The sequence below is a fragment of the Dictyobacter sp. Z7_2 genome (assembly GCF_057551105.1).
In genome coordinates, this window is the sequence record NZ_BAAJPE010000002.1 from 4,742,737 (window position 1) to 4,768,093 (window position 25,357).

At 51.5% G+C, this 25,357-nt stretch carries 22 protein-coding genes and 1 riboswitch; of the genes, 10 read left to right on the forward strand and 12 right to left on the reverse strand.

Going from position 1 to position 25,357, the window contains the following annotated elements; all coding sequences use genetic code 11:
* Nucleotides 1–61 precede the first annotated feature (61 nt).
* On the forward strand, nucleotides 62–802 hold the full coding sequence (locus tag AC27N8_RS33230; protein ID WP_487073640.1) for an SGNH/GDSL hydrolase family protein: 741 nt from the start codon (nucleotides 62–64) through the stop codon (nucleotides 800–802).
* 45 nt (nucleotides 803–847) lie between these two features.
* On the opposite strand, the gene AC27N8_RS33235 is transcribed toward AC27N8_RS33230, so the two are convergent.
* From AC27N8_RS33235 to AC27N8_RS33255, 5 genes are all read right to left on the reverse strand, one after another.
* Nucleotides 848–1,804, reverse strand: coding sequence for a 2-hydroxyacid dehydrogenase (locus tag AC27N8_RS33235; protein ID WP_487073642.1), 957 nt, complete (start codon nucleotides 1,802–1,804; stop codon nucleotides 848–850).
* Between the two features lie 221 nt (nucleotides 1,805–2,025).
* Nucleotides 2,026–3,057, reverse strand: a complete 1,032-nt coding sequence (locus tag AC27N8_RS33240; protein WP_487073644.1) for a ribonucleotide-diphosphate reductase subunit beta — start codon at nucleotides 3,055–3,057, stop codon at nucleotides 2,026–2,028.
* A gap of 248 nt (nucleotides 3,058–3,305) precedes the next feature.
* A complete protein-coding gene (locus tag AC27N8_RS33245; RefSeq protein WP_487073646.1) occupies nucleotides 3,306–5,795 on the reverse strand; it encodes a ribonucleoside-diphosphate reductase subunit alpha in 2,490 nt (829 codons plus the stop codon).
* 160 nt (nucleotides 5,796–5,955) lie between these two features.
* Nucleotides 5,956–6,094: riboswitch (cobalamin riboswitch) on the reverse strand.
* A 127-nt stretch (nucleotides 6,095–6,221) separates the two neighbouring features.
* Nucleotides 6,222–7,082, reverse strand: coding sequence for an aldo/keto reductase (locus AC27N8_RS33250; RefSeq protein ID WP_487073648.1), 861 nt, complete (start codon nucleotides 7,080–7,082; stop codon nucleotides 6,222–6,224).
* Between the two features lie 428 nt (nucleotides 7,083–7,510).
* Complete coding sequence (locus AC27N8_RS33255) at nucleotides 7,511–8,977, reverse strand: cytochrome P450 (RefSeq protein ID WP_487073650.1); 1,467 nt, start codon at nucleotides 8,975–8,977, stop codon at nucleotides 7,511–7,513.
* 385 nt (nucleotides 8,978–9,362) lie between these two features.
* Here AC27N8_RS33255 and AC27N8_RS33260 point away from each other — a divergent pair, with 385 nt between their 5' ends.
* A complete protein-coding gene (locus AC27N8_RS33260) occupies nucleotides 9,363–10,721 on the forward strand; it encodes a cytochrome P450 (RefSeq protein WP_487073652.1) in 1,359 nt (452 codons plus the stop codon).
* A 10-nt stretch (nucleotides 10,722–10,731) separates the two neighbouring features.
* Here AC27N8_RS33260 and AC27N8_RS33265 read toward each other — a convergent pair whose 3' ends face one another.
* On the reverse strand, nucleotides 10,732–12,000 hold the full coding sequence (locus AC27N8_RS33265; protein ID WP_487073654.1) for an MFS transporter: 1,269 nt from the start codon (nucleotides 11,998–12,000) through the stop codon (nucleotides 10,732–10,734).
* A 342-nt stretch (nucleotides 12,001–12,342) separates the two neighbouring features.
* A complete protein-coding gene (locus AC27N8_RS33270; protein WP_487073656.1) occupies nucleotides 12,343–12,627 on the reverse strand; it encodes a hypothetical protein in 285 nt (94 codons plus the stop codon).
* Nucleotides 12,628–12,853: 226 nt separating this feature from the next.
* Here AC27N8_RS33270 and AC27N8_RS33275 point away from each other — a divergent pair, with 226 nt between their 5' ends.
* Nucleotides 12,854–14,245: a hypothetical protein gene (locus tag AC27N8_RS33275; protein WP_487073658.1), complete on the forward strand. Its 1,392-nt coding sequence runs from the start codon at nucleotides 12,854–12,856 to the stop codon at nucleotides 14,243–14,245.
* A gap of 183 nt (nucleotides 14,246–14,428) precedes the next feature.
* The gene (locus AC27N8_RS33280) at nucleotides 14,429–15,055 is read left to right on the forward strand and encodes a hypothetical protein (protein ID WP_487073660.1); all 627 of its coding nucleotides are present in this window, start codon (nucleotides 14,429–14,431) and stop codon (nucleotides 15,053–15,055) included.
* 508 nt (nucleotides 15,056–15,563) lie between these two features.
* On the opposite strand, the gene AC27N8_RS33285 is transcribed toward AC27N8_RS33280, so the two are convergent.
* Nucleotides 15,564–16,082, reverse strand: a complete 519-nt coding sequence (locus AC27N8_RS33285) for a methylglyoxal synthase (RefSeq protein WP_487073662.1) — start codon at nucleotides 16,080–16,082, stop codon at nucleotides 15,564–15,566.
* 363 nt (nucleotides 16,083–16,445) lie between these two features.
* Between AC27N8_RS33285 and AC27N8_RS33290 the strand changes: the two genes are divergently transcribed.
* Nucleotides 16,446–17,204 carry a YjbE family putative metal transport protein gene (locus AC27N8_RS33290; protein ID WP_487073664.1) on the forward strand — a complete coding sequence of 253 codons (759 nt, stop codon included), beginning with the start codon at nucleotides 16,446–16,448 and terminating at the stop codon, nucleotides 17,202–17,204.
* Nucleotides 17,205–17,301: 97 nt separating this feature from the next.
* A complete protein-coding gene (gene cax, locus AC27N8_RS33295; RefSeq protein WP_487073666.1) occupies nucleotides 17,302–18,528 on the forward strand; it encodes a calcium/proton exchanger in 1,227 nt (408 codons plus the stop codon).
* Nucleotides 18,529–18,582: 54 nt separating this feature from the next.
* On the opposite strand, the gene AC27N8_RS33300 is transcribed toward cax, so the two are convergent.
* From AC27N8_RS33300 to AC27N8_RS33310, 3 genes are read right to left on the reverse strand one after another with little or no spacing between them, the layout of a single operon-like run.
* Nucleotides 18,583–19,344 (reverse strand): response regulator transcription factor, encoded by a 762-nt coding sequence (locus AC27N8_RS33300; RefSeq protein ID WP_487073668.1) that lies wholly within the window; start codon nucleotides 19,342–19,344, stop codon nucleotides 18,583–18,585.
* A 34-nt stretch (nucleotides 19,345–19,378) separates the two neighbouring features.
* Nucleotides 19,379–20,452: a sensor histidine kinase gene (locus AC27N8_RS33305; RefSeq protein ID WP_487073670.1), complete on the reverse strand. Its 1,074-nt coding sequence runs from the start codon at nucleotides 20,450–20,452 to the stop codon at nucleotides 19,379–19,381.
* A gap of 60 nt (nucleotides 20,453–20,512) precedes the next feature.
* A complete protein-coding gene (locus AC27N8_RS33310; RefSeq protein ID WP_487073672.1) occupies nucleotides 20,513–20,932 on the reverse strand; it encodes a FixH family protein in 420 nt (139 codons plus the stop codon).
* A 267-nt stretch (nucleotides 20,933–21,199) separates the two neighbouring features.
* On the opposite strand from AC27N8_RS33310, the gene AC27N8_RS33315 reads away from it, so the two are divergent.
* The 4 genes from AC27N8_RS33315 to AC27N8_RS33330 all read left to right on the forward strand — a co-directional run bounded on the left by AC27N8_RS33315 (nucleotide 21,200) and on the right by AC27N8_RS33330 (nucleotide 24,363).
* On the forward strand, nucleotides 21,200–21,982 hold the full coding sequence (locus AC27N8_RS33315; protein ID WP_487074804.1) for a GntR family transcriptional regulator: 783 nt from the start codon (nucleotides 21,200–21,202) through the stop codon (nucleotides 21,980–21,982).
* A complete protein-coding gene (locus AC27N8_RS33320) occupies nucleotides 21,975–22,829 on the forward strand; it encodes a sulfite exporter TauE/SafE family protein (RefSeq protein WP_487073674.1) in 855 nt (284 codons plus the stop codon). The genes AC27N8_RS33315 and AC27N8_RS33320 overlap by 8 nt, the downstream gene beginning before the upstream one ends.
* A gap of 65 nt (nucleotides 22,830–22,894) precedes the next feature.
* On the forward strand, nucleotides 22,895–23,161 hold the full coding sequence (locus AC27N8_RS33325) for a DUF1634 domain-containing protein (protein ID WP_487073676.1): 267 nt from the start codon (nucleotides 22,895–22,897) through the stop codon (nucleotides 23,159–23,161).
* Between the two features lie 131 nt (nucleotides 23,162–23,292).
* A complete protein-coding gene (locus AC27N8_RS33330) occupies nucleotides 23,293–24,363 on the forward strand; it encodes a 1-aminocyclopropane-1-carboxylate deaminase/D-cysteine desulfhydrase (protein ID WP_487073677.1) in 1,071 nt (356 codons plus the stop codon).
* Between the two features lie 121 nt (nucleotides 24,364–24,484).
* Here the strand turns inward: AC27N8_RS33330 and AC27N8_RS33335 are convergent, their stop codons facing one another.
* Entirely contained in the window at nucleotides 24,485–25,246 is a 762-nt protein-coding gene (locus tag AC27N8_RS33335; protein WP_487073678.1) for a DeoR/GlpR family DNA-binding transcription regulator, read from the reverse strand.
* Between the last annotated feature and the right edge of the window lie 111 nt (nucleotides 25,247–25,357).

Below are 25,357 nucleotides of genomic sequence, written 5' to 3' on the forward strand. Positions count from 1 at the left end.
CTTACGTGTAATACTCCTTTGTTGTTCTCTATTGTTGTTCACTGGTGGATATAGTTTAGTTGTGAGTGGAACGGCCCATGCGGCAACCCCTGACAATCATAATGCAAAGATCAAAGCCCATTACCTGGCGCTAGGTGACTCAATTGTGTTTGGCTATCAACCAAATGGAGATTTTCAGCACGGATATACGACCGACCTGTTTACGGCTTTGCAAGCCAAGGGTGTACAGGATGTCGTTGATCTGGGCTGTAATGGCGAGACAAGTACGACCTTTATCACGGGACCATGTCCTTTCGCTCCTGCCGGGACACCTCCACAACTGACGAGCGCTGTGCAGTACTTACAGACTCATCAGGGGACCGTGGGGCCGATTACGCTCCAGATTGGTGCCAACGATGCATTGCCGGCTATCGATGTTCAGACTTGCACTGTCAATGATGCCCAATTTCAGACCAGTCTGGCCACGCTCGACACGAATCTACGCCGGACCATTTTGCCACAGCTACGTGCTGCCGCCGGACATCGTCTGGATATCCTGCTGCCCAACTATTATGATCCCTTCCAAAATTTCTGTCCGAATACCGTCCCTTATATCACCACCCTCAATCATCATCTCGCTGCCGACATCATAGGCTATGGCAGTGTCGTCGATGTCTTTTCGGCCTTTGGTGGCGCAACTGTACCGAATCCAAATGTTTGCACATACACATGGATCTGTAGCTCGTATACCGATATTCATCCAACCAGCCAGGGCTATCAGGTGATCGCCGATGCCATCTATAACAAGTTATTCTGCTCATAACTTGTCTCTTCCACACGAGTTGGATTCAATGGTAAGCGCCGCAATTTAGAAGAGTAGATAGTGCGGTCGTTCGCCTCGGATGAAGCGGGTCACGTTCTCGATGGTCATGCGCATGATGCGCTGGAGAGCATCCTGACTTATGCCTCCTGTGTGTGGTGTCACAATCACTTGTGGGAGGTCGGTAAAGATGTTCCCACCGGCTTTTTCTTGCGCGATGACATCGAGACCTGCCCCGGCGATTTTGTGATCCAGCAAAGCCTGTCGCAGAGCCTGTTCGTCGATGAGGTCTCCACGTGCTGTATTGATAAGTAGTGCATCCGAGCGCATCTGGGTGAGCTGATCTGCTCCAATCAGATGATACGTTTGCTGATTCAAGGGGAGATGCAGGCTGACGATCGTCGCCGTTGAGAGCAGTTCAGGCAGGGAGGCATAGTGGATGCCGAGTTGATCCTCCTCCTCACTGGTGAGGCGATGCGGTGTCGTATACAGGATGCGTGAGCCAAATCCCCGCAGTCGTTGGGCGACGGCGCGTCCAATCGCACCAAAGCCGATCAGCCCGACCGTCGCCGCCCCGAGATCACTGATCCCGGCCTGCATCAAGCTCATTGTTTCCCATTTGTTGGCGCGGGCCAATTGCTCCGCTTGATTGTATTTTTTGAGAAGGCTGAGCATCAGCAGGAGTGTATGCTCTGCGACCGCGGTGGCGTTTCCGCCGGGAATGTTGGCAGTCAGAATCTTTCTGCGTTCGAGAGCTTTAAGATCCAGAAGATCATAGCCCGCGCTTACCTGCTGCACAAAGCGCACGCGGGGAGCCAGGTTCAAGCGTTCATCATTGAGTGGGCGAAATAGATTTATCAAGACTTCGGCATCGCGCGCATGCTGCTCAAAATCTGCTAATTCGAAACTCGGAACCATTCCCACAGTAACGTCAGCTCCCAGAGTGGCCTGTAAGCCCTGGATCATGATGGGATTAAATGGTTGGGTGACTAAAACTTGAGACATGCTGTTCCCCTCCTTCTTATTACAGGATGACTTATTATAGGATAGCATATTTTGCAATTGAATAGTCTTCGGCCCATAAGTGTCGAGCGAAGCGAGGACACCGTAGCGTCGCACGCTCGCGTGCGATGTCCCAGCGGCTCGTACGAGACAGCCCGATCCTGGCACGCAACGCTGGCCGGCCTGATCATACGTCGAGTGGGACATCGCACGCGAGCGTCGTATCAGTCCCACTGTAAGGTGGAGGCTGATTGGTATTCGGTGACGCGTGTCTCGAAGAAGTTTTTTTCTTTGCTCAGGTCGATCGTCTCGCTCATCCAGGGAAATGGATGGGGGGCGTGGTAGAGGATCGGCAATCCGATGCGCTCCAGACGTCGGTCGGCGATGTGCTGTACGTATTGACGAAAGGCGTCGGCGTGAAGTCCCAGGATGCCTTGTGGGAGGCAATCCTGAGCGTAGGCGATCTCCAACTCGACGGCTTCCTGGATCAGTTCGATGATGTGTTGCTCAAATGCCGGAGTCCAGAGCTCCGGGTTTTCGGCTTTGATCCCGTTGATGAGGTCGATGCCGAAGTTGAGGTGCGTGGTCTCGTCGCGCAGGATGTATTGAAATTGCTCGCCGATCCCGGTCATCAAGTTGCGCCGATGAAATGAGAGGATCATGGCGAAGCCGCTGTAGAAGAAGATCCCTTCCATGATGACGTAGTAGCCGATGAGATTTTCGAGCAGTTTCTGAGCGCCCTCGAAGCTGTCGGTGCTGAAGTCTGGATCGAGCAGGGAGGAGGTCAACTGCATCTCAAAGGCATCCTTGCGGGTGATGGCCGGGATCGTATGATACATCGTGAAGATCTCGCGCTCATCGAGTCCCAGACTCTCGACGATGTAGAGGAAGGTGTGCGAGTGCACCGCCTCCTCAAAGGCCTGTCGTAGCAGATACTGTCGGCATTCGGCGTTGGTGATGTGTTTGAAGATGGTGAGCACGAGATTGTTGCCCACCAGACTTTCAGCCGTGGCAAAGAAGCCCAGATTGCGCATGATTACAAAGCGTTCCGCCTCCGAGAGGATGGAACTGCGCCAGATCTCGATATCCTTGGTCATCGGGACCTCGTTGGGCATCCAGTGGTTGGCGCAGCCGTTCAGATAATGCTCCCAGGCCCAATGATACTTCAAGGGCATCAATTGATTGACCGTCACCTGCTCACCATTGATCAAGCGCTTCTGCTCAACCAGAGCATCGTTGTGAAAAGAAATATTCATTTGTATGTTAGCTCCTTCATTTCTTTTAATCCATATAGGATAACTCTTTGCACTCGGCGTCTAAGCCAGCCGACGTAGCGGCGCGGCTCCGCCGTGCTGTCTGTGACTCGTACGAACATGCTCCTCATGGGGTTCCATTGAGAGATCTTCCCACGGTGGGACGTTATCGTGCGTCCAGTGACAGCACGGCGGAGCCGCGCCGCTACGTCGGTGAGCCTCTCACCCCATTGGGATGTACGTCTTCAATGCTACTGGCAGGCTTCGCAGTCTTCATCCATGGAGCAGACGAGAGGAGCTTCTTCAACGATGGGCGTGGCCTCTCGGGTGATCTGGATGTTGCTGGAGGCGCTGCTATGCTTCATCCAGCGTGGTTGGATGCCCCAGCGGTTGATGTCGACGGTCGATTTTTCGAGCTGGGTGGCTGCGAGTGTGCGCAGATAATAGGTTGTCTTGAGTCCTTTCTTCCAGGCGAGCTGGTAGATGTCGTTGAGCGCTTTGCCGCTTGGCGCAACGAGATACAGGTTGAGTGACTGTCCCATGTCGATCCATTTCTGACGGCGGCTGGCGCATTCGATCAGCCAGGTGGGTTCGATCTCGAAGGCGGTTCGGTAGCGCTTTTTGAGCTCTTCGGGGACCATGGGGAGCGGCTGAAGCGAGCCGTCGTAGTACTTGAGCGCGTCGAGGAGTTCGGCGCTCCAGAGGCCGGCGGCCTTGAGGTCGTTGACGAGGCAGGTGTTGATGGTGGTGAATTCTCCTGAGAGGTTGCTTTTGGCATAGAGGTTTTTGTATTCGGGCTCGATCGATTGGCTGACTCCTGCGATGGTCGAGATGGTGGCGGTGGGTGCGATGGCCATCACGTTGCTGTTGCGCATGCCATGGCGCTTGATGGCGTCACGGACAGGTTGCCAGTCAAATGTCATTGAGCGATCCATCTCGACGGGCACGCCGCGCTCGGCTTCAAGGAGCTCGATGCTGTCGATCGGCAGGATGCCGCGCTGCCACTTGGAGCCCTGATAGCTGTCATAGCTACCACGCTGCTCGGCCAGATCCGCCGAGGCGCGAATGGCGTAGTAGGAGATGGCTTCCATGCTCTGATCGGCGAACTCGACGGCTTGCTGACTGGCATAATCCAAGCCCAACTGAAAGAGAGCGTCCTGGAAGCCCATCAAGCCGAGGCCGATCGGTCGATGACGCAGGTTGGCCTGCTGCGCTTCTCTGGTCGGATAATAGTTCAGGTCGATGACGTTGTCGAGCATGCGGATGGCGGTCTTGATGGTCTTCTGGAGCTTCTCATGATCGAGCTGTCCGTTGGCGAGGTGCGCGGCCAGATTGATGGAGCCGAGATTGCAGACCGCAGTCTCGTCGGCCGAGGTGTTCAGCAGGATCTCGGTGCACAGGTTGCTGCTATGGATAACTCCGGCGTGATCCTGCGACGAGCGGACGTTGGAGGGATCTTTCCAGGTGATCCATGGATGTCCTGTTTCAAAGAGGCGTGTCAGCATCTTGCGCCAGAGATCCAGCGCGGGGAGCCGTCTGAATTGCTTGAGCTTGCCCTCATCGGCCAGCTGCTCATACTCGCGATAACGCCGAGCGAATGCTTGTCCATAGAGATCGTGCAGATCCTCGACCTCGTCGGGACTGAAGAGCGTCCATAGCTCTCCCGCCTGGACACGGCGCATAAACTCGTCGGAGATCCAGCAGGCGGTATGCATATCGTGCGTACGCCGGCGCTCGTCGCCTGTGTTACGACGTAGATCCAGGAAATCCTCGATGTCCAGATGCCAGTTCTCCACGTAGGCGCAGACGGCTCCTTTGCGCTTGCCTCCCTGGTTCACGGCCACCGCTGTGTCGTTGACGACCTTGAGGAAGGGAATGATCCCCTGGCTGCTGCCGTTGGTGCCTTTGATATGTGATCCCAGTGCCCGTACGCGTGTCCAATCATTGCCCAGGCCGCCGGCCCATTTGGAGAGCAGTGCGTTGTCCTGGACGCATTTGAAGATGTGTCCGAGATCGTCGGAGACGGTCGTCAGATAACACGATGAGAGCTGTGGATGGTTGGTGCCGGCGTTGAAGAGTGTGGGCGTCGCAGGCGTGAAATTGAGCTGCGAGATAACCTCATAGAACTCGATCACGCGCTCCTCTTTATGGGCCTCTTGCAGAGAAAGCCCCATCGCAATGCGCATCCAGAGTAACTGGGGGAGCTCGAAGCGCTGCGACTCGTGTTGCAGCAGATAACGATCGTAGAGCGTTTGCAGCCCTGGATAGTTGAAGAGCAGGTCGCGCTCTGGATGGATGGCCTGTGCCAGTCGGGCGAGATCAAATTCAAAGAAACGTGGATCTAGTTGTCCCGCCTCGATGCCACGGCGTACATAGAGCGCGAAATAGTCTGTGTAGATGCTGGAGGCATCAGCCAGTTGGATCTGTGGCTGCTGAGCATTCCCCTGCGCTTCCTGATAGAGAGAGAGCAGGAGTATTCTGGCGGCTGCATAGGAGTAGCCTGGATCAACTTCAATTAATGCGCGAGCGGCCATCGTCATCGTCTGCCAGCACTCCGAAACCGAGAGGCTTGCATACATATTGGACTGCACCGCGGCCAGCAGGCGTGGATGATCTATTGGATGAACGCTATCCTGACAGATATCGATAAGAACCGCCTGCCAATCGAAGCTCTGATCTCCAGGTGCATCCTGGGCCACAGTCACGGTTGACGTTTCCGCCTGACGGGTTGAAAAGGACATAGCATATACCTCATCAAAAAATAAAAACAAAAAAGCCTGTCTCCCTTCACAGGAACAGGCTGGAATCACAAGCTGATGAGATATGTTCTGGCTGACCGAGCATAAACGCTCCAGAGCACAGCACACTCACGCGGTTCATCCCCTTTGCACGCGAAGGGAGGTATCCATAAGCTCATAGGTGGGCATTCGGGCTTGACAATCTTGCCTTACCGTTGCGCGACAGCGCCGGACTCTCACCGGACTTTCCCCAATATGGACGTCACGTTACGATCACGTGACCCTATGAGTTTCTCTTTTTTATTGTAAAGGACACAACATATAGTAGTTACTGACGCTACTCTACCATATGTTGTGTTTGCCGTCAAGCTGTCTGGTGTATAGGTTTGTCGCCGAGGTATTTCCCTTTTGTGGACTTCCCGCATTTTCTCAGGTCGTACGTGGTGTCTGGCTAAGCGTCTTCACGATGTTAGGATCACGGTGGTCAAAAAAACTGCTCGTTTTGGTGTCCAGTGTCCTGATCGCCGTCATATCATCCGGGCTGAGATCAAAATCGAAGATGTTGAAGTTTTCCACGATCCGTTCCTTACGGACGGATTTGGGAATCGCCACGACTCCTCTCTGGGTCAACCAGCGCAGAATGACTTGCCCCACGGTTTTCTGGTGCGTGCTTGCGATAGAACGCAGCACCTCATTCTCAAAAATGTGGTTTCTGCCTTCCGCAAATGGTCCCCAGGATTCGATCTGAATCTGGTTGTCCTGCAAGAATTGCTGCGTCTCGAGTTGTTGATGGAACGGATGGGTTTCCACTTGATTAACGGCAGGAACGATCTGATGATGGACCATCAGATCCATGACCCGGTCAGGGGGGAAATTACTGACTCCGATGGCGCGTATCTGACCTTGCTGGTACAATTTTTCCATTGTACGCCATGCGCCATACACATCCCCAAAGGGCTGGTGAATCAGGTAGAGATCCAGATACTCCAGTTGCAAGCGCTGTAATGATCGTTCAAACGCTGGCCCGGTGCGTTCGTCCCCGGCATCCTGAATCCAAAGCTTGGTAGTGATGAATAGTTCTTCCCTTGGCACACCGCTTCGCTTGATAGCTTTGCCAACGGCCTCTTCATTCCCATAGGATGCTGCCGTATCAATCAGGCGGTAGCCGGCGCGAATAGCATCGTACACGCTGCGTTCGCATTCCTCTGCGTCGTGCATCTGGAAGACGCCAAACCCCAGGAGGGGCATTGTAACCCCGTTATTGAGACTAATTGATGGAATACCTGACATGTATCCTTCTCCTTTCGCTCATTGACTGTGTATCATGCAGGTTTGCTACCGGCTCTGCGCTTGAAGAGAAGTCTGGTTTCTCTACAAAGATAAAGCGGTAAGAGTCCTGTCTGAGGATAGTATAGATGTGCCAAAGCCCTGGGTGATAGAATGATTGTCGCGAATGGTTGGAGGATTCTGCAAATCTTTCCAGGGAGATGAGAATGGCAGGAAAGGACTGAGCAATGGATTGACGAGATGACCAGCAGCGAGAACGCCAGCTGACAAAGATTTGCTTGAGAAGGTCCTCTGAGAAGCTGAATTGCAGTAATCAGATATGACATTTATTGTGAGATAGGTACGTACCCATAAGAGTATAATTTTATACATACCTATCCTCACAATAAATGGTCATTTGTCGGTGGATCAGAGCGATAAAGAAATGAACGTTAAACTGCTTTACCGGTATTTCCTGCCTGATCTGTTTCTGCGGTCACCACCGGGCATGCGTCCGCGCTGGTTGAAGGCATTGGATGGCCTGCGTGATATGGGCACGTTCCGGTCTCGGTAGAATGACTGGTTGACTGTTCGCTGTTTGTGGTTTTGCGCGTATAACGGACGAACGTTTTTGTCGGTCGATTTGCGCCCATCGTGCTATCAACCTGTGGATCTTTGGTGATCAACGTCAGATCGAATTGTTGCAGAAGCAGAGCGGTAATCATCATCATCTCATTGTTGGCAAAGTTCATGCCGGCACACTTATGCGTTGCGCCGCCGAAGCCGATGATCGAGAAACGATGCTTGTGATCCTCTTCTCTTCCGGGAGCGAAGCGCAGAGGATCATAGGTGTCGGGCTCGGAGAAGATCTCCGGGAGTCTCTGAGCCACTTTTGCCGAAACGATCAGATTCCAATCTTTCGGAATGCGATACTCTCCAATTTCCACCTCTTCCTCTGCTCTACGCATGAGCATGTTGGCCGATGGATACATGCGTGTGGTTTCCTGGACTGCCCAGAAGATGTGCTTGAGTGCGCTGAGCGTTTTTGCATTCATTGGTTGATCCTGGGCGAGCTGATCGGCGAGCTCCTGTTGGACCAGATTGAAATACTCGGGCGTCTGGAGGAGCTTGATAATGGTCCAGGTGGCCTGACCGGCTGTCGTTTCGTGTCCAGCGAACATCAGCCCCATGATCAGAGACAAAATTGCCTCATCTTCCAGAGGACTCCCATCTTTATATTGCGCCGTCGCAAAGTCCAGCAAGAAATCGTCGTACTGATCAGGATTGGCACGCCGGGCGGCGATAAGAGGCCAGATCATCTCGCGCAGCTTCTTTTTGGCGCGGTCGCGACGAATAAACTTGGGTAGCGGCAGATTAGGGGGGAGGGCTGCGTCGATAGATTTTCCCAGGATAAGGTAGAGTCTCCAAAACTCAGGGCCGACGTAATCACGGAAGTCTTTGCCCATTAACGCATGGGCCGCCACGTTCTGGACGACCTGTGTTATCTCCGCACGCAATTCCATCTCGCCACTTGCTGGCAGAGTATCAAGCCATTGTTGCACCTCTAATTGCATGATCTCCAGATATTTGATCATTTTTTCACTTTTAAATGGCTTGAGCAAGATGGGACGCTGCTTGAAATAGACTTCTGGTGGTCCGGTAAAGCCTACTTCCCCTAAGGCCGCCTTCAAGAATTCATATGTCTTATGCATGCTGAGTTTCTTGTCTGTCTCTTTGAAGAAGAACTCTTGATATTCTGGACCAATCAGGACGGCAACTGGTTGATTGACTAATTTGAAACTATAGATGGAGCCAAGCTCATCAAATCCCTTCTGTAAGAAGTGATCACTATCTTTCATAAACTCGAAAAGATTGCCCACCACAGGGGCTCCAGAAAGCATCGGCGGTGTCATTTTCATGAATCTGTATCCTTTAATAGCAATTTCACTACGCAAACCGTAAATCCATATAGAGAGGCTATCTTTCATCTTGTATAATATACTACCATATATTGCTCATCAAATCATCCTGATATCATGCCTGATTGTGCGTAAAATGGTTGATTAATGATTCATTGGTTTTCGAGATCGTTAATAGGTTTCTCTCGTTCGGCGCAAGCTTGCTGTTATTGAAAGGTATCAAAATGAGGCTAAAGAGCAGGCTGATATTTTTGGGTTATAGTAGTAGTTTTTTGTAGGAGCGATTTGTAGATATGCAGTAGGTGAAATAGATTTTATAAAAATGTAAAATGTGGTAAGCTACTATTTGGATATATTATTAAGGTAAGAGGGGAGTTATTTGTATATGGATGCTGTTGAAAATAAAAAAGATGTACAGAGCTTACCGTTACCTCCACTGGTCGCTGGGCTGCCGATCCTGGGTAATGTGCGCGAGATGCTTGCAAACCCATTACAGTTTATGGTGCGTAGCTATCAGGAATATGGGGCTATCTTTCGTATGCGTGCGCTTCGGCTTGAGTATACGGTTCTGGCCGGTATCGAAGCGAATCAATTTGTGACAGGAAAAGGGAAAGAATATCTGAGCGTGCGAGAGACGTATGAGGGGGTAGCTAGAGGGATGCAATCCAGCAACTTCCTGTTAAGTCATGATGGTCAAAAGCATCGCGAGCTACGTAAAGTGTTGCGGCGTGCGTACTCAAAAACGGCGGTGTCTCCCTCGGTTCCTACGCTGATCCAGCTGGCTCAGGAGGAGGCTCGCTCCTGGACAGACGGTGAACGTGTCCTGATTGTTCCCATGATGAAACGCTTGATTACGACTCAATTAGGTGTTGTATTATTGAACCATAATGGTATCGCGTATTTTGAAGCTATCCAGAAATTTTTCACGATCACCTCTGAAACGTCTGCCACGCATCAATTGCCAATGTTTGTTTTGAGAACGCCTTACTTCCACCGCATCCAGGCGCGTATCTTTCAACTGGCTGACGAGGTTATTGCGGCGCATAAAGCTTCACCCAGGACTCCAGAGAACCGGACGCTGATTGATGATGTCCTGGAGGCTGTCGATGAAAATGGAGCGCCTTATCCACCTGATTTTTTGCGTGCGGCCATCATTGGGACCTATATTGCGGGTATCGATACCGTGGCTCTGACCTGTAGCTTTGCCATCTACGCCTTGCTCAAGCATCCGCGTGTCTGGGAGCGTGTTGCGGAGGAAGTGCGTGCTGTGTTTCGCCAGACAAGTACTCCCACGATGCAGGATTTCAAACGTATGAAGGTGTTGCATGCTGCGATTTTGGAGATTTTACGCTATTACCCCGTCGGACCAGGAATGCCACGTACGGCCGCTGAGACCTTTGAATTCGAGGGCTATAAAGTTCCAAAGGGAGCGAACGTTCTGGTTGGAACAGCAGTGACACATTTTCTTCCACAGTTCTTCCCTGATCCATACACCTTTGAGCTTGATCGCTATCTCGAACCGCGTCACGAGCATCATCAGGCCAACATCTTTGCCCCATTTACCGTCGGCGAACACACCTGCCTGGGAGCCGGTATGGCCGAGATCCAGGTGATGGCGACCGTGGCGGCGATCGTCAACCAGGTCGACTTACGCCTGGATCCAATAGATTATGTTGTGCAGTTCAAAACGGCACCCAGCCTTGGACCAAAACCCAATCTGGCCGTGCGCGTCAGCACGCTCTGACCGCTCAACGCTACATTGGGTCTGCATTGAGCCTGATCGCCAGCCAGATGGCGATCAGGAGCATGCCTATGGCGCCGTACAGCAGTGTTGTGCGTACGCCCAGATATTCACTCACGATGCCAGCCAGCAGAGTGCCAAGCGGCGCAATGCCATCGATGAGGAAGCCGATCACGGCGCTAACGCGCCCCTGGACGGCGATGGGAAGGCTCATCTGGCGCAGGCTGATCTCGTTGAGGGTGTAGAGCTCAAAGCCGATATCACCAATCAACTGGGAAATGCCAAAGATAGCAATCATTGCCGCAGTGGGTCCGCTCACCAGCGGAGTCAGTAGGGCCAGCATACCATGCAGCGATGCACCGGTGACGAGCATCTTTTTTGCGCCGAAGCGGCGTGTGAGGCGTGGCATGACGAGCGAACCTATCAGAGCCCCCACGCCGCCGAGCGCGACAAGTATGCCATAGAAGACTGGTGCAATGCCGAGGTCGCGTACGATGTAGACTGTGTAGAGGGCGGCAAAGGTGCCGCCGAAAAAGGTTCTGATGGTGCTGTTGATGGCGAGCGTGCGTAGCAGCGGATGATTGAATAAGGCGGCTATACCCTCATGGATCTGTCGCCATACGGACGCTTGCTCTTTTTCTGGCACAGGATGCTGGATCTCATGTGGTCGTAGCATGGCGATGCTCAGAGCCGACAGTAGAAACGAGAACGCGTCGAAGAGGACTGCCAGCGGTGCGCCCAGCAACTGGACCAGTCCACCAGCCAGAGGAGGGCCTCCCATTTCGGCGAGGGATTCGCTGGTGCCAAGCCTACTATTTCCTTCCATGATCTGATTGTCCTCGACGATCCGTGGCAAGAAAGCCTGATAGGCTGTATTGAAGCAGAGTGTACAACTGCTCAGCAGCATCGTCACGAGGTAGAGCTGTACGATGTGGATCTGTCCATTTAGCGCCGCGATGGGGAGACTGATCAGGAGCAGAGTGCGGATAAGATCCATCAGGATCATCAGTGGTCGCTGTGGGAGCCGATCGACCCATGCACCTATCAGCAGACTAAAAAGAAGGCTGGGAAGTGCGCTCAAGGCGACAAGTAGTCCTATCTGCGCGGGCGACGCTCCCAGGATCAAGATGGCGATCAGCGGGAGTCCTGTATCGGTGATATGCGAGCCCAGCGTTGAAATGGTCTGCCCGCTCCAGAGCAGTCCAAAGGCTCGACTGAGATAGATCGGTCGTTGTCGCGGCTCACCTGTCTGGTGTTGACTTGTATCTGTTTTGGAAGACATAAAGCTACTCCATGCAGAGAAAACTGAATGCAGGCATCCAGCAATAAAAAGCGGTGAAGCGGTCTGAAGCAATGGAGTGGTGTCGCCGCCAGGATATCTCATCTGCACTCCTGGTAAGATGCGTAAGATACCTACCTTGAGGATTTCATAGAGAGTGAAGATGCGTGGAAAAGAGGACGTTTCCAAAAGAAGACGGACAGACGCCGCTTTAATATCGGCGCAGTCTCTGTGATGGCCTTGTAACTATTTGGATTGGTTCCTCAAGCTAGCGTTGCGACACTAGTTGAGGGTGGTGATGCTGGTACCCATCGGGGCACCTCCCATCTTTGACTATAAGGCGTTTTATCGCATAATAGCATGCAGCTTGATCACTGTCAATGGGCAAAAAGAGGTCGAGCGAAGCGAAGACCGTGTAGCGTTGCGCCCTCGGGCGCAATGTCCCAGTGAGTCGTATGAGACGGCCTGCACACGGCGTGGATGGCTTAAGCGCCAATGAGGTTTCTCAACGAAAACGAGCAGTTCGTCCGTCCAGTGGAACATTGCGCCCGAGGGCGCAACGCTACGGTGTCCTTCGCTTCGCTCGACACTGGTCATGGGAACGCTGTATGCAGAAGCCACGAATTGCAAAACAATGAAATATCCCCATATAGGGTGTTTGTTAATTTTCTTTACAAAAAACTCCTTTTATGCTAAAGTTTCTATGTAACTATATATGCATAGTGCATCGAACTTGTCATATTTATTTCTTGTTGTTAATGATATGCCTCATGCATAAAATGTGTGTGCACTGGCACTTATTGCACTGGATAGCATGGACCTTTCTTGTGGGTGTATTTTGAAAGGATGCGTTTTGATGCGAAGAGATGTTGATACGAATGAGGGAATATTTGCGAAGGTGACCAGACGTAAGAAGAAACTTGCGCTGGGGGTAGCAATACTGAGCACGATGATTGTGCTGGCGATTGTCTCGATGTTGCTGGCGAACTCCAGAGTTCTGTTTGCCAGTGCGGCCGGCGATCCTCCTCTGGCGACGGCGACAGCGACACAGCTTCCTACCTATGTGAAGAGTGGGGATGGGAAGCAGCAAAATCTTTTGACGCTGATTAGCTGGTACGATTATAACGAAAATACTGGAGCGGATTTGCAACAGCAAGGATCATCGGTCATTGCCTATCCCAAGAGCGCAGGCTATCCGACGCCCCATAATGAGGCGATGGAGGGGAGTGGTACCTATACAGATCCTATCACGTTCGCAGCTTCGCACAAAGCCGTGAAGACGAGTTTTCCTATTGGCAGCATTATTTATGTTCCGATAGTCAAGAAATACTTCATCATGGAAGATGATTGTGGCGATACTTCCTCCTGTAAGGATGGTGGCAATCATGTGAACCTGTGGATGGGACCTGCTAATCCTATGAACGATGCAACGATCAAGGCATGTATGCAGAGTGCTATCCCTACGTCAGCGGTTGATATCACGATTAACCCCAGTCCTACCCTGGCGGTTAATCCCACGGCGATGTATACGAGCGATAATAAATGCACACTCAAGCTCTATCCCAATCCGCTTGCCACAGGCAGTCCCACGGCGGCAGCCACAAGTAGTCCCACGGCGACAGTTGGGAGTCCGACGCCCGTTCCGACACCTGTCCCGACATCTGCACCTACCCCAACAGAGCCTGCCGTGACTGCGACCGCCACGCCCTCCTTTGTGACACCAGATACGGCGCGTTATGTCAAGAGCGGCAACGGGACGCAGCAGAGTATCCCCACAACGATCACCTGGTATGGCTATAATGATAATTCCGGTGAGACCGAGGAGCAGCATGGCTCAGCCCTGATTGCCTATCCCAAAAGCGATGGCTATCCCACTTTGCATAATGAGGCTCATGAAGGTACCGGCGCTTATAACGATCCAGTGACATTCGCCGCTCCGAATAAAGATCTGAAATCCAGTTTCCCGATTGGTAGTGTGATCTATGTGCCGCTGGTCAAGAAATACTTTATCATGGAAGATGAGTGCGGCGATGATGATCCAGAAGGCTGTCAGAACGGTACCAACCATGCCGATCTGTGGATGGGTCCCGCTCAGGATATGAATGTGAACACGCTCGATGATTGTGAAGGCAATGCCACTCCTGGTGGTTCTGTTAACGTCACAATCAATCCCAGCCCCACTCTGCCGGTAGACACCACTGTGATGTATACAAGTTCCAATCAATGCACTATTAAAGTCTATCATTAGAAGCAAGCTTGAGCTATTCCTCAGGAGGTTTGTAAATAACATTTACAAACCTCCTGTTTTTGTGGTATTCTTGTCTATACATCCATATATATGGTATGGATGACGCAAGCGCTACTATCACACATGAATGGACCTGGATTATTGTAACCTTTCTTTGGAAGGGATTCTGAAAGGATGCATTTTATGCGCAGACGTGTGCTTACTTCGACATTTTTTAGTATGCTGGCTGTTCTGGCCGTGGTATCATTGCTCCTGATGCATGCCTCGACCAATGCTCATGCGGCCAGCCCCTCGTACGTCAAGAGCGGTGATGGAACGCAGAAGAGTATCACGACGACGGTGACCTGGTATGGCTATAATGATAATTCTGGTGAGACTGAAGATCAACATGGCTCAGCCGATATCGCCTATCCCAAGAGTGATGGCTATCCTACCCTGCACGATCATGCCACCGAGGCTGGTCGGGGCACCTATACTAATCCAGTTACCTTTGCTGCCCCGAACAAAGATCTCAAGACCAGCTTCCCGATTGGAAGTATTATCTATGTGCCGCTGGTCCAGAAGTACTTCATCATGGAGGACGAATGTGGGGATGATGATCCGGAAGGCTGTCAGAACGGCACCAATCATGCCGATCTGTGGATGGGTCCCGCTCAGGCCGTCAATGGCGATGATCTGGATGCTTGTGAAGCTAAGGCGACTCCTGATGCGCCGGTCAAAGTTATTATCAACCCGAGCTCTACCCTGACTGTAACCACCAATATCATGTACACCACTGGCAACGCATGTAACGTCAAACTCTACTCGTGAGCAATTTTTTCAGAGCAGAAAACAGAAGCGGACAAGCAGCATGTTATGCAACATGCTGCTTGTCCGCTTCTGTATCTCCAGATAATTTTAGGTGTATAATTATGTATATATGTAAAATAGATGATATTAGATGTTGTTTTCTTAACCAAAAATGTTTTAATGCACTGAATCTTTATCATATCTCAACGAATCGTCAACTCAAAAACTCTTTGCATCCAGTATGCTATGTTCATGGGGAAACGTGACTTAGTTACTCCGTACGTGCTACGTGCGCCGTAACAATCGTCGGTAGGGAGAGTCGTGCAAGGGGGATTTTTTGCCGGCTCTCTTTACAATCTTTTATGGAATTGTACAAGCCATCTCGCCAGGTTGTGGCGGAGTGCAGAATCTGGCAACGTTGCCAGCCAGGTGTACAGTGGATAAATCCTTCTTTGGTGAAATGTGTTGTCCTAAACAATCATTGCTTGTTCCTGGCAATAGGGGCGTTCCTGTCTCACATCTTCATCTTTTATGACTGTGTGAGCGCCTCATCTGAATCCATGCGATGGATGTAGGCATCGTAGGACGAGGGGAGCAGGCGTTCGTAGTTTAAATGCATCAGAGGAGACGAAATGATGAAGTCGGCGCTGGCGCGGTTGCTGGCAACTGGGACGTTCCAGACGGCGGCAATACGTAGTAAGGCTTTGACATCGGGATCATGTGGCTGAGACGCCAACGGGTCCCAGAAAAAGATTAAGCAATCGATCTCGCGAGCCACGATGGCTGACGCGATCTGAAGATCTCCCCCGAGTGGACCACTCTGGAAGCGCTGCACCTCTGTCTGTAAAACTTTCTCCAGCATCGTGCCGGTTGTACCGGTCGCAAAGAGATCGTGATCGCGCAGCAACTCGCTATTGAAGCGAGCCCATTCGACGAGCTCAATCTTCTTGTTATCATGGGCTACCAGCGCGATTTTCTTTTTTGAGCCGCTCGTGATCGCATTATGCGGCGTCGTGAGGGCGGCGGGTTGATAATCTGTGTTAACCAATAAGGCACTCCTTGTATATTCTTTGACTTTCAAGAACGACAGTTCTCCTCCAGTGTATCATGTTTGCAAGATTCATGTGTCGGCCTTGACGCTGCTGCTTCAGCAGGAGATGATGTCGCTTCTTTCGTTGTATTCGTCTCCTCGTTTTGGATCGTTGTTTGAATGTTGTGGCGACGATTTGATATTGCCAGAGAGATTACGTTTATAAAATAATGGCATGAAAATAGCCTGCCGCGCTGCTATGCGGCATGAGTTACAGTGTGAAGGATCGAACTTGTTGGCTTCGCGAGGGGCATATATTTTATACGCTATCTTGGTGGGGTGAGGGGATCCTGGTGTGAGAGGATAGAAGAAGGAGCTGTTATGCAAATATGGGAATGGATTGGCATGATCGGAAGCATTTTTTTGCTGGATCTCGTTCTCAGTGGTGACAATGCGCTTATTTTAGGAGCGGCCGCTGCTGGTCTGCCGCGCCAACAGCGCTGGTATGCGTTGTTGTTCGGTGGATTAGGAGCCATTGTACTGCGCATTGTGTTTGCTTCGATAGCGACGCTTGTGTTAAACATCCCCTGGATTCAAACATTAGGGGCGCTGGTGCTGCTGGGGATTGCGCTGAAGCTTCTGACGGGACGCGAGCAGATGCAGTCAGGATCGGATGAGAAGGAAGATGTCGGTGGGAAGCCTCGGCCCAAAGGGAGCCTCAAGGCGGCTGCGCTGGCGATCGTGGCGGCCGATGTGACGATGAGTCTGGATAATGTGCTGGCGGTGGGCGCAGCCGCTAATGGGGGGCTGATCCCCATTATCTTTGGCTTAGTTCTCAGTATTGCGATTATTATCTGTGGCAGCGCATTGGTGGCTGAATTGATGAATCATTTCATCTGGCTGCTGGATCTGGCTGCTCTGGTGCTTGGTTGGACAAGCGCGACCATGATCCATGATGATCTGGTTCACCTGGCTTCAACCTCCCATATCGACTGGCTGACAACTCTGAGCCAACCGAATTTACCCTTACACCTATCCTGGTTACTTCTCATACTTGCGCTGTTCACCTGTAGTCTTGTGCTTGTCTTTGATCTTTATGTCCATGCGCGAGCACGTTATACACGTGTCCTGGCATCATAGCCCGACCTTCCTCTGGTCAAAAGAGGCGTTGGCAAGGATCTTGATACATCTGTCATAGAAAAAATTGTAATAGAGAAATTGGAGATTGTTAAAAACGATGAATCGTTGGATTTTATCCCTTTTAGTAGCCATTCCGGTCGCTCTGGTGGCCGAAGTATTGCATGCACCGCCACTCGTCACATTCGCTCTGGCGTCATTGGGACTGGTCCCTCTGGCGGGCCTGATCGGTGCAGCCACTGAGGTTCTCGCTGAGCGGATGGGACATAGCATTGGTGGCTTGCTCAACGCCACCTTTGGCAATGCTGCTGAGATCATTATTGGTATTACCGCGCTGGCGGCTGGCTTGAAAGATGTTGTGCTTGCCTCGCTTGCTGGTTCTATCATCAGTAACATCCTGCTCGTATTGGGGTCATCCATGTTGATTGGCGGCTGGCGTCATCGCCAGCAGGTCTTTGATAAGCGTATCGCCGGACAGTATTCTGTGATGCTGGCTCTGGTTGTGATTGGCCTCTCGATTCCCGCGCTGCTCTCGACTGTGGGGGAGAGCGCTCGTCCCGGCGCTGATGTCGTGCGTGGCGCTTCCTTACAGGAACTCAGCGTTGGCGTTGCTATCGTCCTGCTATTCTGTTACGTTGCTTATATCGCTTCCTCGATTTTTGGCCTGCGGACAGTTTCACGCGTGCAAACTGGCGCCCTCCCCGCTCAAAAAGGACATACCGCGCAGGCAGAAGGAGATACAACGCATCAGGAGAGCAATCCTGCTGTGAGGAGTACAGAAGCCTCTCCCACCTCCGAAGAGAGCAAGGCACCTGTGCATGCCGAGAAGAAGAACTTTTTGGCTACACTGCCGACGCTGTGGACAACGACGCTCTGGCTTCCTCTGGTCGTCCTGGCGGCCGCCACGGCCGTTACTGCTTTCGTCAGTGAAATTCTGGTTGGCTCCATCGAGCCCTTGACCGAACAGATCGGACTAAATCCTTTATTTGTTGGACTTATCGTCCTACCCATCGTAGGGAACGCCGCCGAACACTTCTCCGCTATCACCTCGGCTGCCCGCAACCACATGGAGATCTCGCTGGCGATTACCGCTGGCTCATCGATCCAGGTTGCGCTCTTCGTGGCCCCACTCCTTGTCCTGGTCGGCCCACTGGTCGGCACACCCTTAGATCTTACCTTCTCGCTCTTTGAAATCACGCTGTTTGCGCTGGTCGCCGGCATCTACGCGCTCGTCTGCCTCGATGGTGAATCGACCTGGCTCGAAGGATTGCTCCTCTGCGCCTTTTATGCTATTCTTGCGCTGGGCACGTTTGTACAGGTCGTGTGAACGTGAGAGAGGCACATGGCAGCAGCGCCGCCGCTATGCCCTTACACCTCCTTTTTATTGCTCAGGCGTCGCCGGTATGAGGCCGTGATGAATGGCGAAGCGGACCAGATGCGTGATATTATGCAGTCCCAGCTTTTCCATCACGTTGGCACGATGGGCCTGGACGGTTTTGATGCTGATGATGAGCTGATCGGCGATCTCCTGATTGGTATGTCCGGCGGCCACGAGGGTGAGGATCTCGATTTCGCGTGGCGTGAGGATGGTCAGGGCCTGGGCGAGCGAGACGCTTTTCTCACGCCTCTGCTCCTGGCGGGGCGTATTTCCTATAGTTGTGGCCGTCTGGGCGTGTGTGGAGACATAGGCGCGAATGAGGGCTTTGGCGAGTCCGGGGTAGAGATAGATCTCTCCCCGCGCCAGGGTGCGGACCGCCAGGCTGAGCTCGGCGGGGGCGGCTTTTTTGACGAGATAGCCGGAGGCTCCGATACGTAAGGCTTTGAGGAAGTATTCTTCGCTCTCGTGCATGGTGAGGATCAGGACTTGTGTGGCTGGATAGCTCTTGCGGATCTGTTGGCAGGCTTCCAGCCCATCAATGTCGGCCATGCTGATGTCCATGACGACGATGTCAGGTGCCAGCAGCCTGGTCTGCTCGATCGCTTCGCGGCCGGTGCGTGCTTCTCCGATGACGCAGATGTCGTCTTGCGTCTCGAAGAGCAACTTGAGTCCCTGACGCAGAAGATCATGATCGTCGGCGAGTAGGATCTGGATGCTTTTCGCAGAAGTCTGTTGCTCGGACAACTCGTTTATCCTCTGTGGCATAGTGAGCGTTCCTCCTCTTGTGATAACGCAGGCTTCACGGTAACGATGGGACTGGCAGTACCGCTTTGATAATGGTGCCCTGTCCCGGCTCTGATGTGATGCTTAACTGTCCATCGAGCGAGCTGGCACGTTCGCGCATCCCCAGGATACCCGAACCAGGTTTCTGCCTGGCGCACTGATAGCCGAGTCCATCGTCCATCACCGTCAGGCTCACCTGGTTGGATGTTGCAGTGAGAGCGATCAGGACATCCTGAGCGTGGGCGTGCCGGGCGACGTTGGTCAGGCTCTCCTGCGCGATGCGGAAGAGGGCTGTCTCGTGGCTGGCGGGCAGGCTATCTATGATCGGCTCAAGGGCTGGCAGATCAATATCGAGATCGACGTGCAGGCGCAGGCGTTGCTCGCTATCCTCGCCGAGCCAGCGGAACGCGGCCAGCAGCCCTAGATCATCGAGGACACTTGGCCGCAATTGCTGCGCCAGAATGCGCACATTCTCCAGGGATAACTGTGTCAGGTGCGTTAACTGCTGAAACTCGGTATCCAGCGTCTGCTGCGAGCGCTCGGAGAGTCCTTGCTCAGAGAGCAGCCGGAAGTGTCGATGCAGCACCTCGGTATGGATCAGCAACGCCGTCAAATTCTGGCCGGCCTCATCGTGGAGCTCCATCCCGATCCGCCTGCGTTCGTCCTCCTGAGCTTGCAGAATCGCACGGGTCTGCTCACGGCGAGCCAGCTCCAGGCTATCGAGCATCGAATTGAACGCTTGAGCCAGCTCACCCACCTCGCCCGCAGTGCTGGGGATGATCGCTCGCGTCTGATGTTGTCCCGTCCCCACCTGTCTGATCGTGGTCAGGAGATGGAATAAGGGACGAAAGGTGGCTTGCAGAATGACAATGTTGGTCAGCAGAATGATCAGTGCGGCTGCGACCAGAAAGATCGTGTCGATTAAATAGTGATGGCTCTCAAGCTGATGGCTTGTGACCCACAGCGCCGCTAGAGCCTCTACGATCAGCATCAGACTGTTCACCAGAATGACCTTCTCGAATAGCGAGAGGTTCCATCGTTTCCACCAACTGTCCAGTTTCTGAGAGATTCTGCTCACCACACGACGCATACTTTTTCTTTTCAGCTCTAGCGACATCTACTGCAAGCGCTCGACCGCTGAGCGCTCTGGTTAAATTATCGCATAATATGACACGGCATGAGCGTCGTCAACCATCACCTGCAACGTCTTCTGCTGTGGAGCAAAGCCCGGTGCCCGCGTCTGGATCGTGATCGCCCACGGGCCAGCCATATCGAGATTGAAATCGATCAGGTAGGTCCCGCCTCCCGATGACTTCACATGACTTTGCTGTGCGATCATATCCATATTCGTCATCCGAGCGCTCGGGATCACCTGAGCTGTATCGATCGGCTTCCCACTTGGATCGGTCAGACTCAACTCCAGACTCGAATGGCCGCCAGCCACAAACTGCTGCTGTCCCACACTGATCTGCAACATTGTGGGCACATACGGCTGATAGATACATGCCAGAGCCAGCACACTCCCGCATGTCACAAAGAGGATCAGCCAGAAAAAAGGTCGAATGCGCATAGCTTCTCATATCCTTTCTTTTTACTTTGAGCATACGACACTTTGAGCGGCACGTCTATCAGGTGAAATACCTAGTTTTTGCGATTCTCCTCGGATTTTTGCATTGTATTGTACGTTTCTTACTGCATTTAATTTATATCAATATTAAGGTGCATATAATGTGCACACTTTTTGAAGAAAAGATTGTGATTGCTTATTAAGGAGGTGGTTCCGATTACACTGGTTAGTAGAGCATCGATCTTCCGAGGAACATTTTTATTGGACATAATGACGTCATTATGTTACTATATCGTTATGAATAAAAATAGCCGCATACCATTGTATGCTCAAGTTGAGGACATCCTCATCTCGCGAATTGCCAGTGGCAAATTGCCTCTTGGCAGCAAGTTACCTACAGAAGATGATTTGATTGAGGAGTTTGAAGTTAGTCGAACAACGATCAGGAAAACCATTCAGAGTTTGATTCAGCAAAATCTTGTCGAGATTCGGCGTGGCAAAGGCACCTTTGTCGCACATCCCAAGATCACTCAAGAACTGACCGAACTGACTGGCTTTGTCGAGGACATGCAGGTGCTGGGCCGACAGGCGACAGCGAGGGTTCTTGGTCAGCGAATTATCGCGGCAAACGATGCGGTAGCGCGTCAATTAGTATTACCAGGAGGAACACCAGTTGTGCAAATTCATCGTGTCCGTTTGGCTGATGATATTCCAATTTCGTTTGACGAGACCTACCTTCCACGAGATTTGGGTGAGAAGATCATGGCCGAAAATCTTGCGATAGAACCCATTTTTTCTTTGCTTGAGCAAAGATATGATACCCCATTATTAGAAGCTAGATATCAACTGGAAGCGATAGCAGCCGACACCGTTGTAGCAGCCGCGCTTGGTGTTGAAGTTGGCAGCCCAATGTTTCTTATTGAGCGTACATCCTACACCGTGGGAAATCGGCCAGTCGACTACGAAAAGCTGTACTACAGAGGTGATCAAATTCGTTTTGTGACCCAATTAGCACGTCGGGCAGGGAAAAAAATACAGGTGAACGATGTTTGAGATAACAACAGGAAGTGTGCTTTGGCTATTTGCCATCTCAATAGGTGCCAGTATGCTAGGTGGCATGTTGGGCATGGCCAGTGGCATTTTTATCGTGCCAATTCTGACAACTTTTGCCCATATCGACATACATCTAGCTATTGGCGCTAGTATTATTTCTGTGATTGCCTGTTCGTGTGGCAGTGCTGCGCCTTTTCTCAAAGGTTGCCTGACAAATGTTCGTCTTGCTATCGTTCTGGAAACGGGCACAACACTTGGCGCATTAACCGGGGTTTTTCTGTCCGGGTGGATTCCAGTTCCCTTCCTTTTTTTTACTTTTGGCGTTGTTTTGTTACTCTCGGCCAAGCAAATGCTGTCCCGGCACCAGGAACCTGAGATCCTGCTTCTGGAAACTTCCTCAGAATCGTGGGCACGCTGGCTTGATTCCAGTTACCCCAATCATGCACTTGGCTGTGATATACCTTATCGGGTGCAACGCCTGCCTGTGGGTCTGCTACTCATGTATGGGGCGGGTCTTCTATCGGCCCTCTTGGGTATTGGTAGTGGTGTACTCAAAATTCCAGCCATGGACACTATACTTCGTCTACCGATCAAAGTTTCGTCGGCAACCTCGAATTTTATGATCGGTGTGACGGCGGCCGCCAGTGCGGGTGCTTATTTTGTACGTGGTGATATTGTTAACTCAATTGCTGGTCCCGTTGCGTTAGGTTCGGTTGTTGGCGCCATCCTTGGCGCACGCATACTTATGGCTCTCTCAAATGAGAAAATCCGCTTGCTCTTTGTCATGATTCTTGTAATTCTTTCGGCTGAAATGATTTTTAGCGCTTTCAATATTTATTGGATGTAAGAAGTAGAATGATAAACAGCAAGCAGAGAAAACCTACTCGACTTGACCTTATTCTGGCAGGGGTATTGAGTTACGGAATATGGATAGCTTCAGCGATTATTGCAGCATGGCTTGTGTTGTCCTGGTTGGGCCAAAGACCTGTTCTGTCTATTGGCGGTGGCTTGCCGTTAGTCACTGTGGGTATTGCTATTATTATCATGCTGCCGGTCCTGCGGGTCATTCTCATGGTAATCGCTTTTTTGTACGAAGGAGACTATCGTTTTGCCACTATAGCAGTTCTGGTACTCCTGATTATCCTTTTCGCTTTTGTCATAGGGGCAACCTCAGCTTAATAGCTGATAGATCCATTGACGCTTCTATGTTGCGCTATCCGGCGTGTGCATGTTCTCACGTACGGATCTGTAAAAATGAGCAAATTCACTTTGGCATATACACGATGGCCATAAAATAAAGGAGAAGTAATTTGAATGAACAAGAAAGAAACGGGCAGGGTTCACTCGAAGCGGCCTTAGAGCGCTATCCGCGTATTTCTCTGACACGCTTGCCTACACCCCTCCAATCCTTGCCATCACTCAGTGCAAAGCTCGGTCCGCATCTCTTCATCAAACGGGATGATTTGACCGATCTAGCATTGGGTGGGGACAAACCACGCAAATTAGAATACGAAGTGGCACGAGCGCTGGCACAAGGGGCTGATACCCTGGTGACTAGTGGGAGTTCCCAAAGCAATCACGCACGATTGACGACCGCTGCTGCTCGCAAGGTTGGTATGGATTGTGTGGTGATTTTGAGCCACGACCAGCACCAAGCATTCCAAGGCAATCTCCTGGCTGTTTATTTAATGGGAGCACAGGTGCATTTTGTCGAAGCATCCAGTCATTGGGACTTAGAATCCTCTGTTCAGAGCATTTGTCAATCATTGCTTGCGCAAGGGCGGAAACCCTATGTGATTCCGGTGAGCGGTACAACCCCACAAAGCTGTCTGGGCTATGTTCGCTGCGGGCTAGAGATAGTACAGCAAATAAGAGAGCAAGGTCTCCATGTGGATGCGATCTATACGCCTTTTGGAACGGGTGGTATCTTCACTGCGCTACTGCTTGCTCTCCGAGAGTTGGGGATTACTTGTCCCTTAATCGGTATCAGTGTCAATCAAAAGCAGAGCGCCTGTTATGAGCGGCTCGAAATCTGGTGGATAGAACTCTGCCGTCTGCTTGATCGCGATCCAGAACGCTCACGTGGCGTGTTTGAGATTGATGACGGGTTCATTGGGCAGGAATATGGTGATCCAACTGAGGAGTGCTTGGATGCCATCATGTTGATGGCGCAGGCAGAGGGGATTCTTCTTGACCCGGTTTATTCAGGGAAAATGATGGCAGGTTTTCTGGCTCATCAGGCAGCAGGGCGCTGGTCAACCAGACATCATATTCTGTTACTTCACTCAGGCGGAGTTCCTGCTCTCTTTGCATATGCCAGAGAACTACAGGCGCATCTCAAGAAACGTGGGAGGGATATACAGCCTTTCATTCAGATATGAAATACATTAACATTTTTATCGATAAAAAGGTACAATAATATGATAAACCCACCTTCGTAAGTACCTGTGCTGTATTTGGGATTTATCATCATATAATTGACATTAAATGCTTTAAAGGTATTCAATTTAGAGGCAAGCGTATGACGGTGATTCCCTGTTGCTGATAAGGTACGAGCTCGTGCGGTTCAATCGAATTGTCGGTGATCAAATAGGTCAATGAACTAATTGGGCCAATCACGTAGGGACCAGCTGTTCCAAGTTTGGCCGCTCCCGCAACTGCGGCCACCTCGGCGGCTTGCTCAATCATTGTCTGTTTGACGTACGCCTCCTCGGGTTCAAGCATGCTGATGCCTATCTCAGGATGCAAGCCACAAACTCCCAGCAGGCACAGATCGGCTCGTAGATGTCTTAAGGCTTCTACCACAGGGATGCCAATCATGGCCTGAGCTTCTTTTTTGAGTCGTCCACCCAGGACATGCACTTCGATGGTGGAATGACTCATCAGGGCTATTGCTACGGGGACGCTATTGGTGACGATGGTTGCGTGCAGATTAGCAGGCAGATAGGCGACGATTTCGAGAATAGTGCTCCCGCTATCCATAAAAATCAGTTGACCATCACGAACCAGATTGGCCGCTGCCTGAGCCATTGCTTGCTTGGACACATTAGATGCCTCGACTCGCTGCTCGTATGGCAGGGAGGGGACACGCGGTAATGCTCCTCCGTGCACGCGCTGGAGTATTCCTTCTTCAGCCAGATCGTTCAGGTCGCGCCGAATAGTATCCTCGGAGACATGCAAACGATTGATCAGGTCGGCGACCAGTACCTTACTATCACAACGTAACAGGTTAATGATCTCTCTTTGACGTTCTTCTTTTAGCATAGTACATTTCCATCCCGCATGAATATATAGATCTGAGGCCATGTCTGCGCTATTATGCGCGCAACACGCCATATTTATTTATTGATATGCGCTTGACTTTGCGTGTCTTTG

What these genes read in the sequence shown, in the direction of transcription:
- AC27N8_RS33265 (WP_487073654.1), bottom strand. Translation starts at nt 12,000, where the DNA reads ATGTCTTCCAAAACAGATACAAGTCAACACCAGACAGGTGAGCCGCGA.
- AC27N8_RS33240 (WP_487073644.1), bottom strand. Translation starts at nt 3,057, where the DNA reads ATGAATATTTCTTTTCACAACGATGCTCTGGTTGAGCAGAAGCGCTTG.
- AC27N8_RS33300 (WP_487073668.1), bottom strand. Translation starts at nt 19,344, where the DNA reads ATGCCACAGAGGATAAACGAGTTGTCCGAGCAACAGACTTCTGCGAAA.
- AC27N8_RS33310 (WP_487073672.1), bottom strand. Translation starts at nt 20,932, where the DNA reads ATGCGCATTCGACCTTTTTTCTGGCTGATCCTCTTTGTGACATGCGGG.
- AC27N8_RS33335 (WP_487073678.1), bottom strand. Translation starts at nt 25,246, where the DNA reads ATGCTAAAAGAAGAACGTCAAAGAGAGATCATTAACCTGTTACGTTGT.
- AC27N8_RS33315 (WP_487074804.1), top strand. Translation starts at nt 21,200, where the DNA reads ATGACGTCATTATGTTACTATATCGTTATGAATAAAAATAGCCGCATA.
- AC27N8_RS33290 (WP_487073664.1), top strand. Translation starts at nt 16,446, where the DNA reads ATGCAAATATGGGAATGGATTGGCATGATCGGAAGCATTTTTTTGCTG.
- AC27N8_RS33275 (WP_487073658.1), top strand. Translation starts at nt 12,854, where the DNA reads ATGCGAAGAGATGTTGATACGAATGAGGGAATATTTGCGAAGGTGACC.
- AC27N8_RS33280 (WP_487073660.1), top strand. Translation starts at nt 14,429, where the DNA reads ATGCGCAGACGTGTGCTTACTTCGACATTTTTTAGTATGCTGGCTGTT.
- AC27N8_RS33235 (WP_487073642.1), bottom strand. Translation starts at nt 1,804, where the DNA reads ATGTCTCAAGTTTTAGTCACCCAACCATTTAATCCCATCATGATCCAG.
- AC27N8_RS33245 (WP_487073646.1), bottom strand. Translation starts at nt 5,795, where the DNA reads ATGTCCTTTTCAACCCGTCAGGCGGAAACGTCAACCGTGACTGTGGCC.
- AC27N8_RS33250 (WP_487073648.1), bottom strand. Translation starts at nt 7,082, where the DNA reads ATGTCAGGTATTCCATCAATTAGTCTCAATAACGGGGTTACAATGCCC.
- AC27N8_RS33255 (WP_487073650.1), bottom strand. Translation starts at nt 8,977, where the DNA reads ATGAAAATGACACCGCCGATGCTTTCTGGAGCCCCTGTGGTGGGCAAT.
- AC27N8_RS33320 (WP_487073674.1), top strand. Translation starts at nt 21,975, where the DNA reads ATGTTTGAGATAACAACAGGAAGTGTGCTTTGGCTATTTGCCATCTCA.
- AC27N8_RS33260 (WP_487073652.1), top strand. Translation starts at nt 9,363, where the DNA reads ATGGATGCTGTTGAAAATAAAAAAGATGTACAGAGCTTACCGTTACCT.
- AC27N8_RS33305 (WP_487073670.1), bottom strand. Translation starts at nt 20,452, where the DNA reads ATGCGTCGTGTGGTGAGCAGAATCTCTCAGAAACTGGACAGTTGGTGG.
- cax (WP_487073666.1), top strand. Translation starts at nt 17,302, where the DNA reads ATGAATCGTTGGATTTTATCCCTTTTAGTAGCCATTCCGGTCGCTCTG.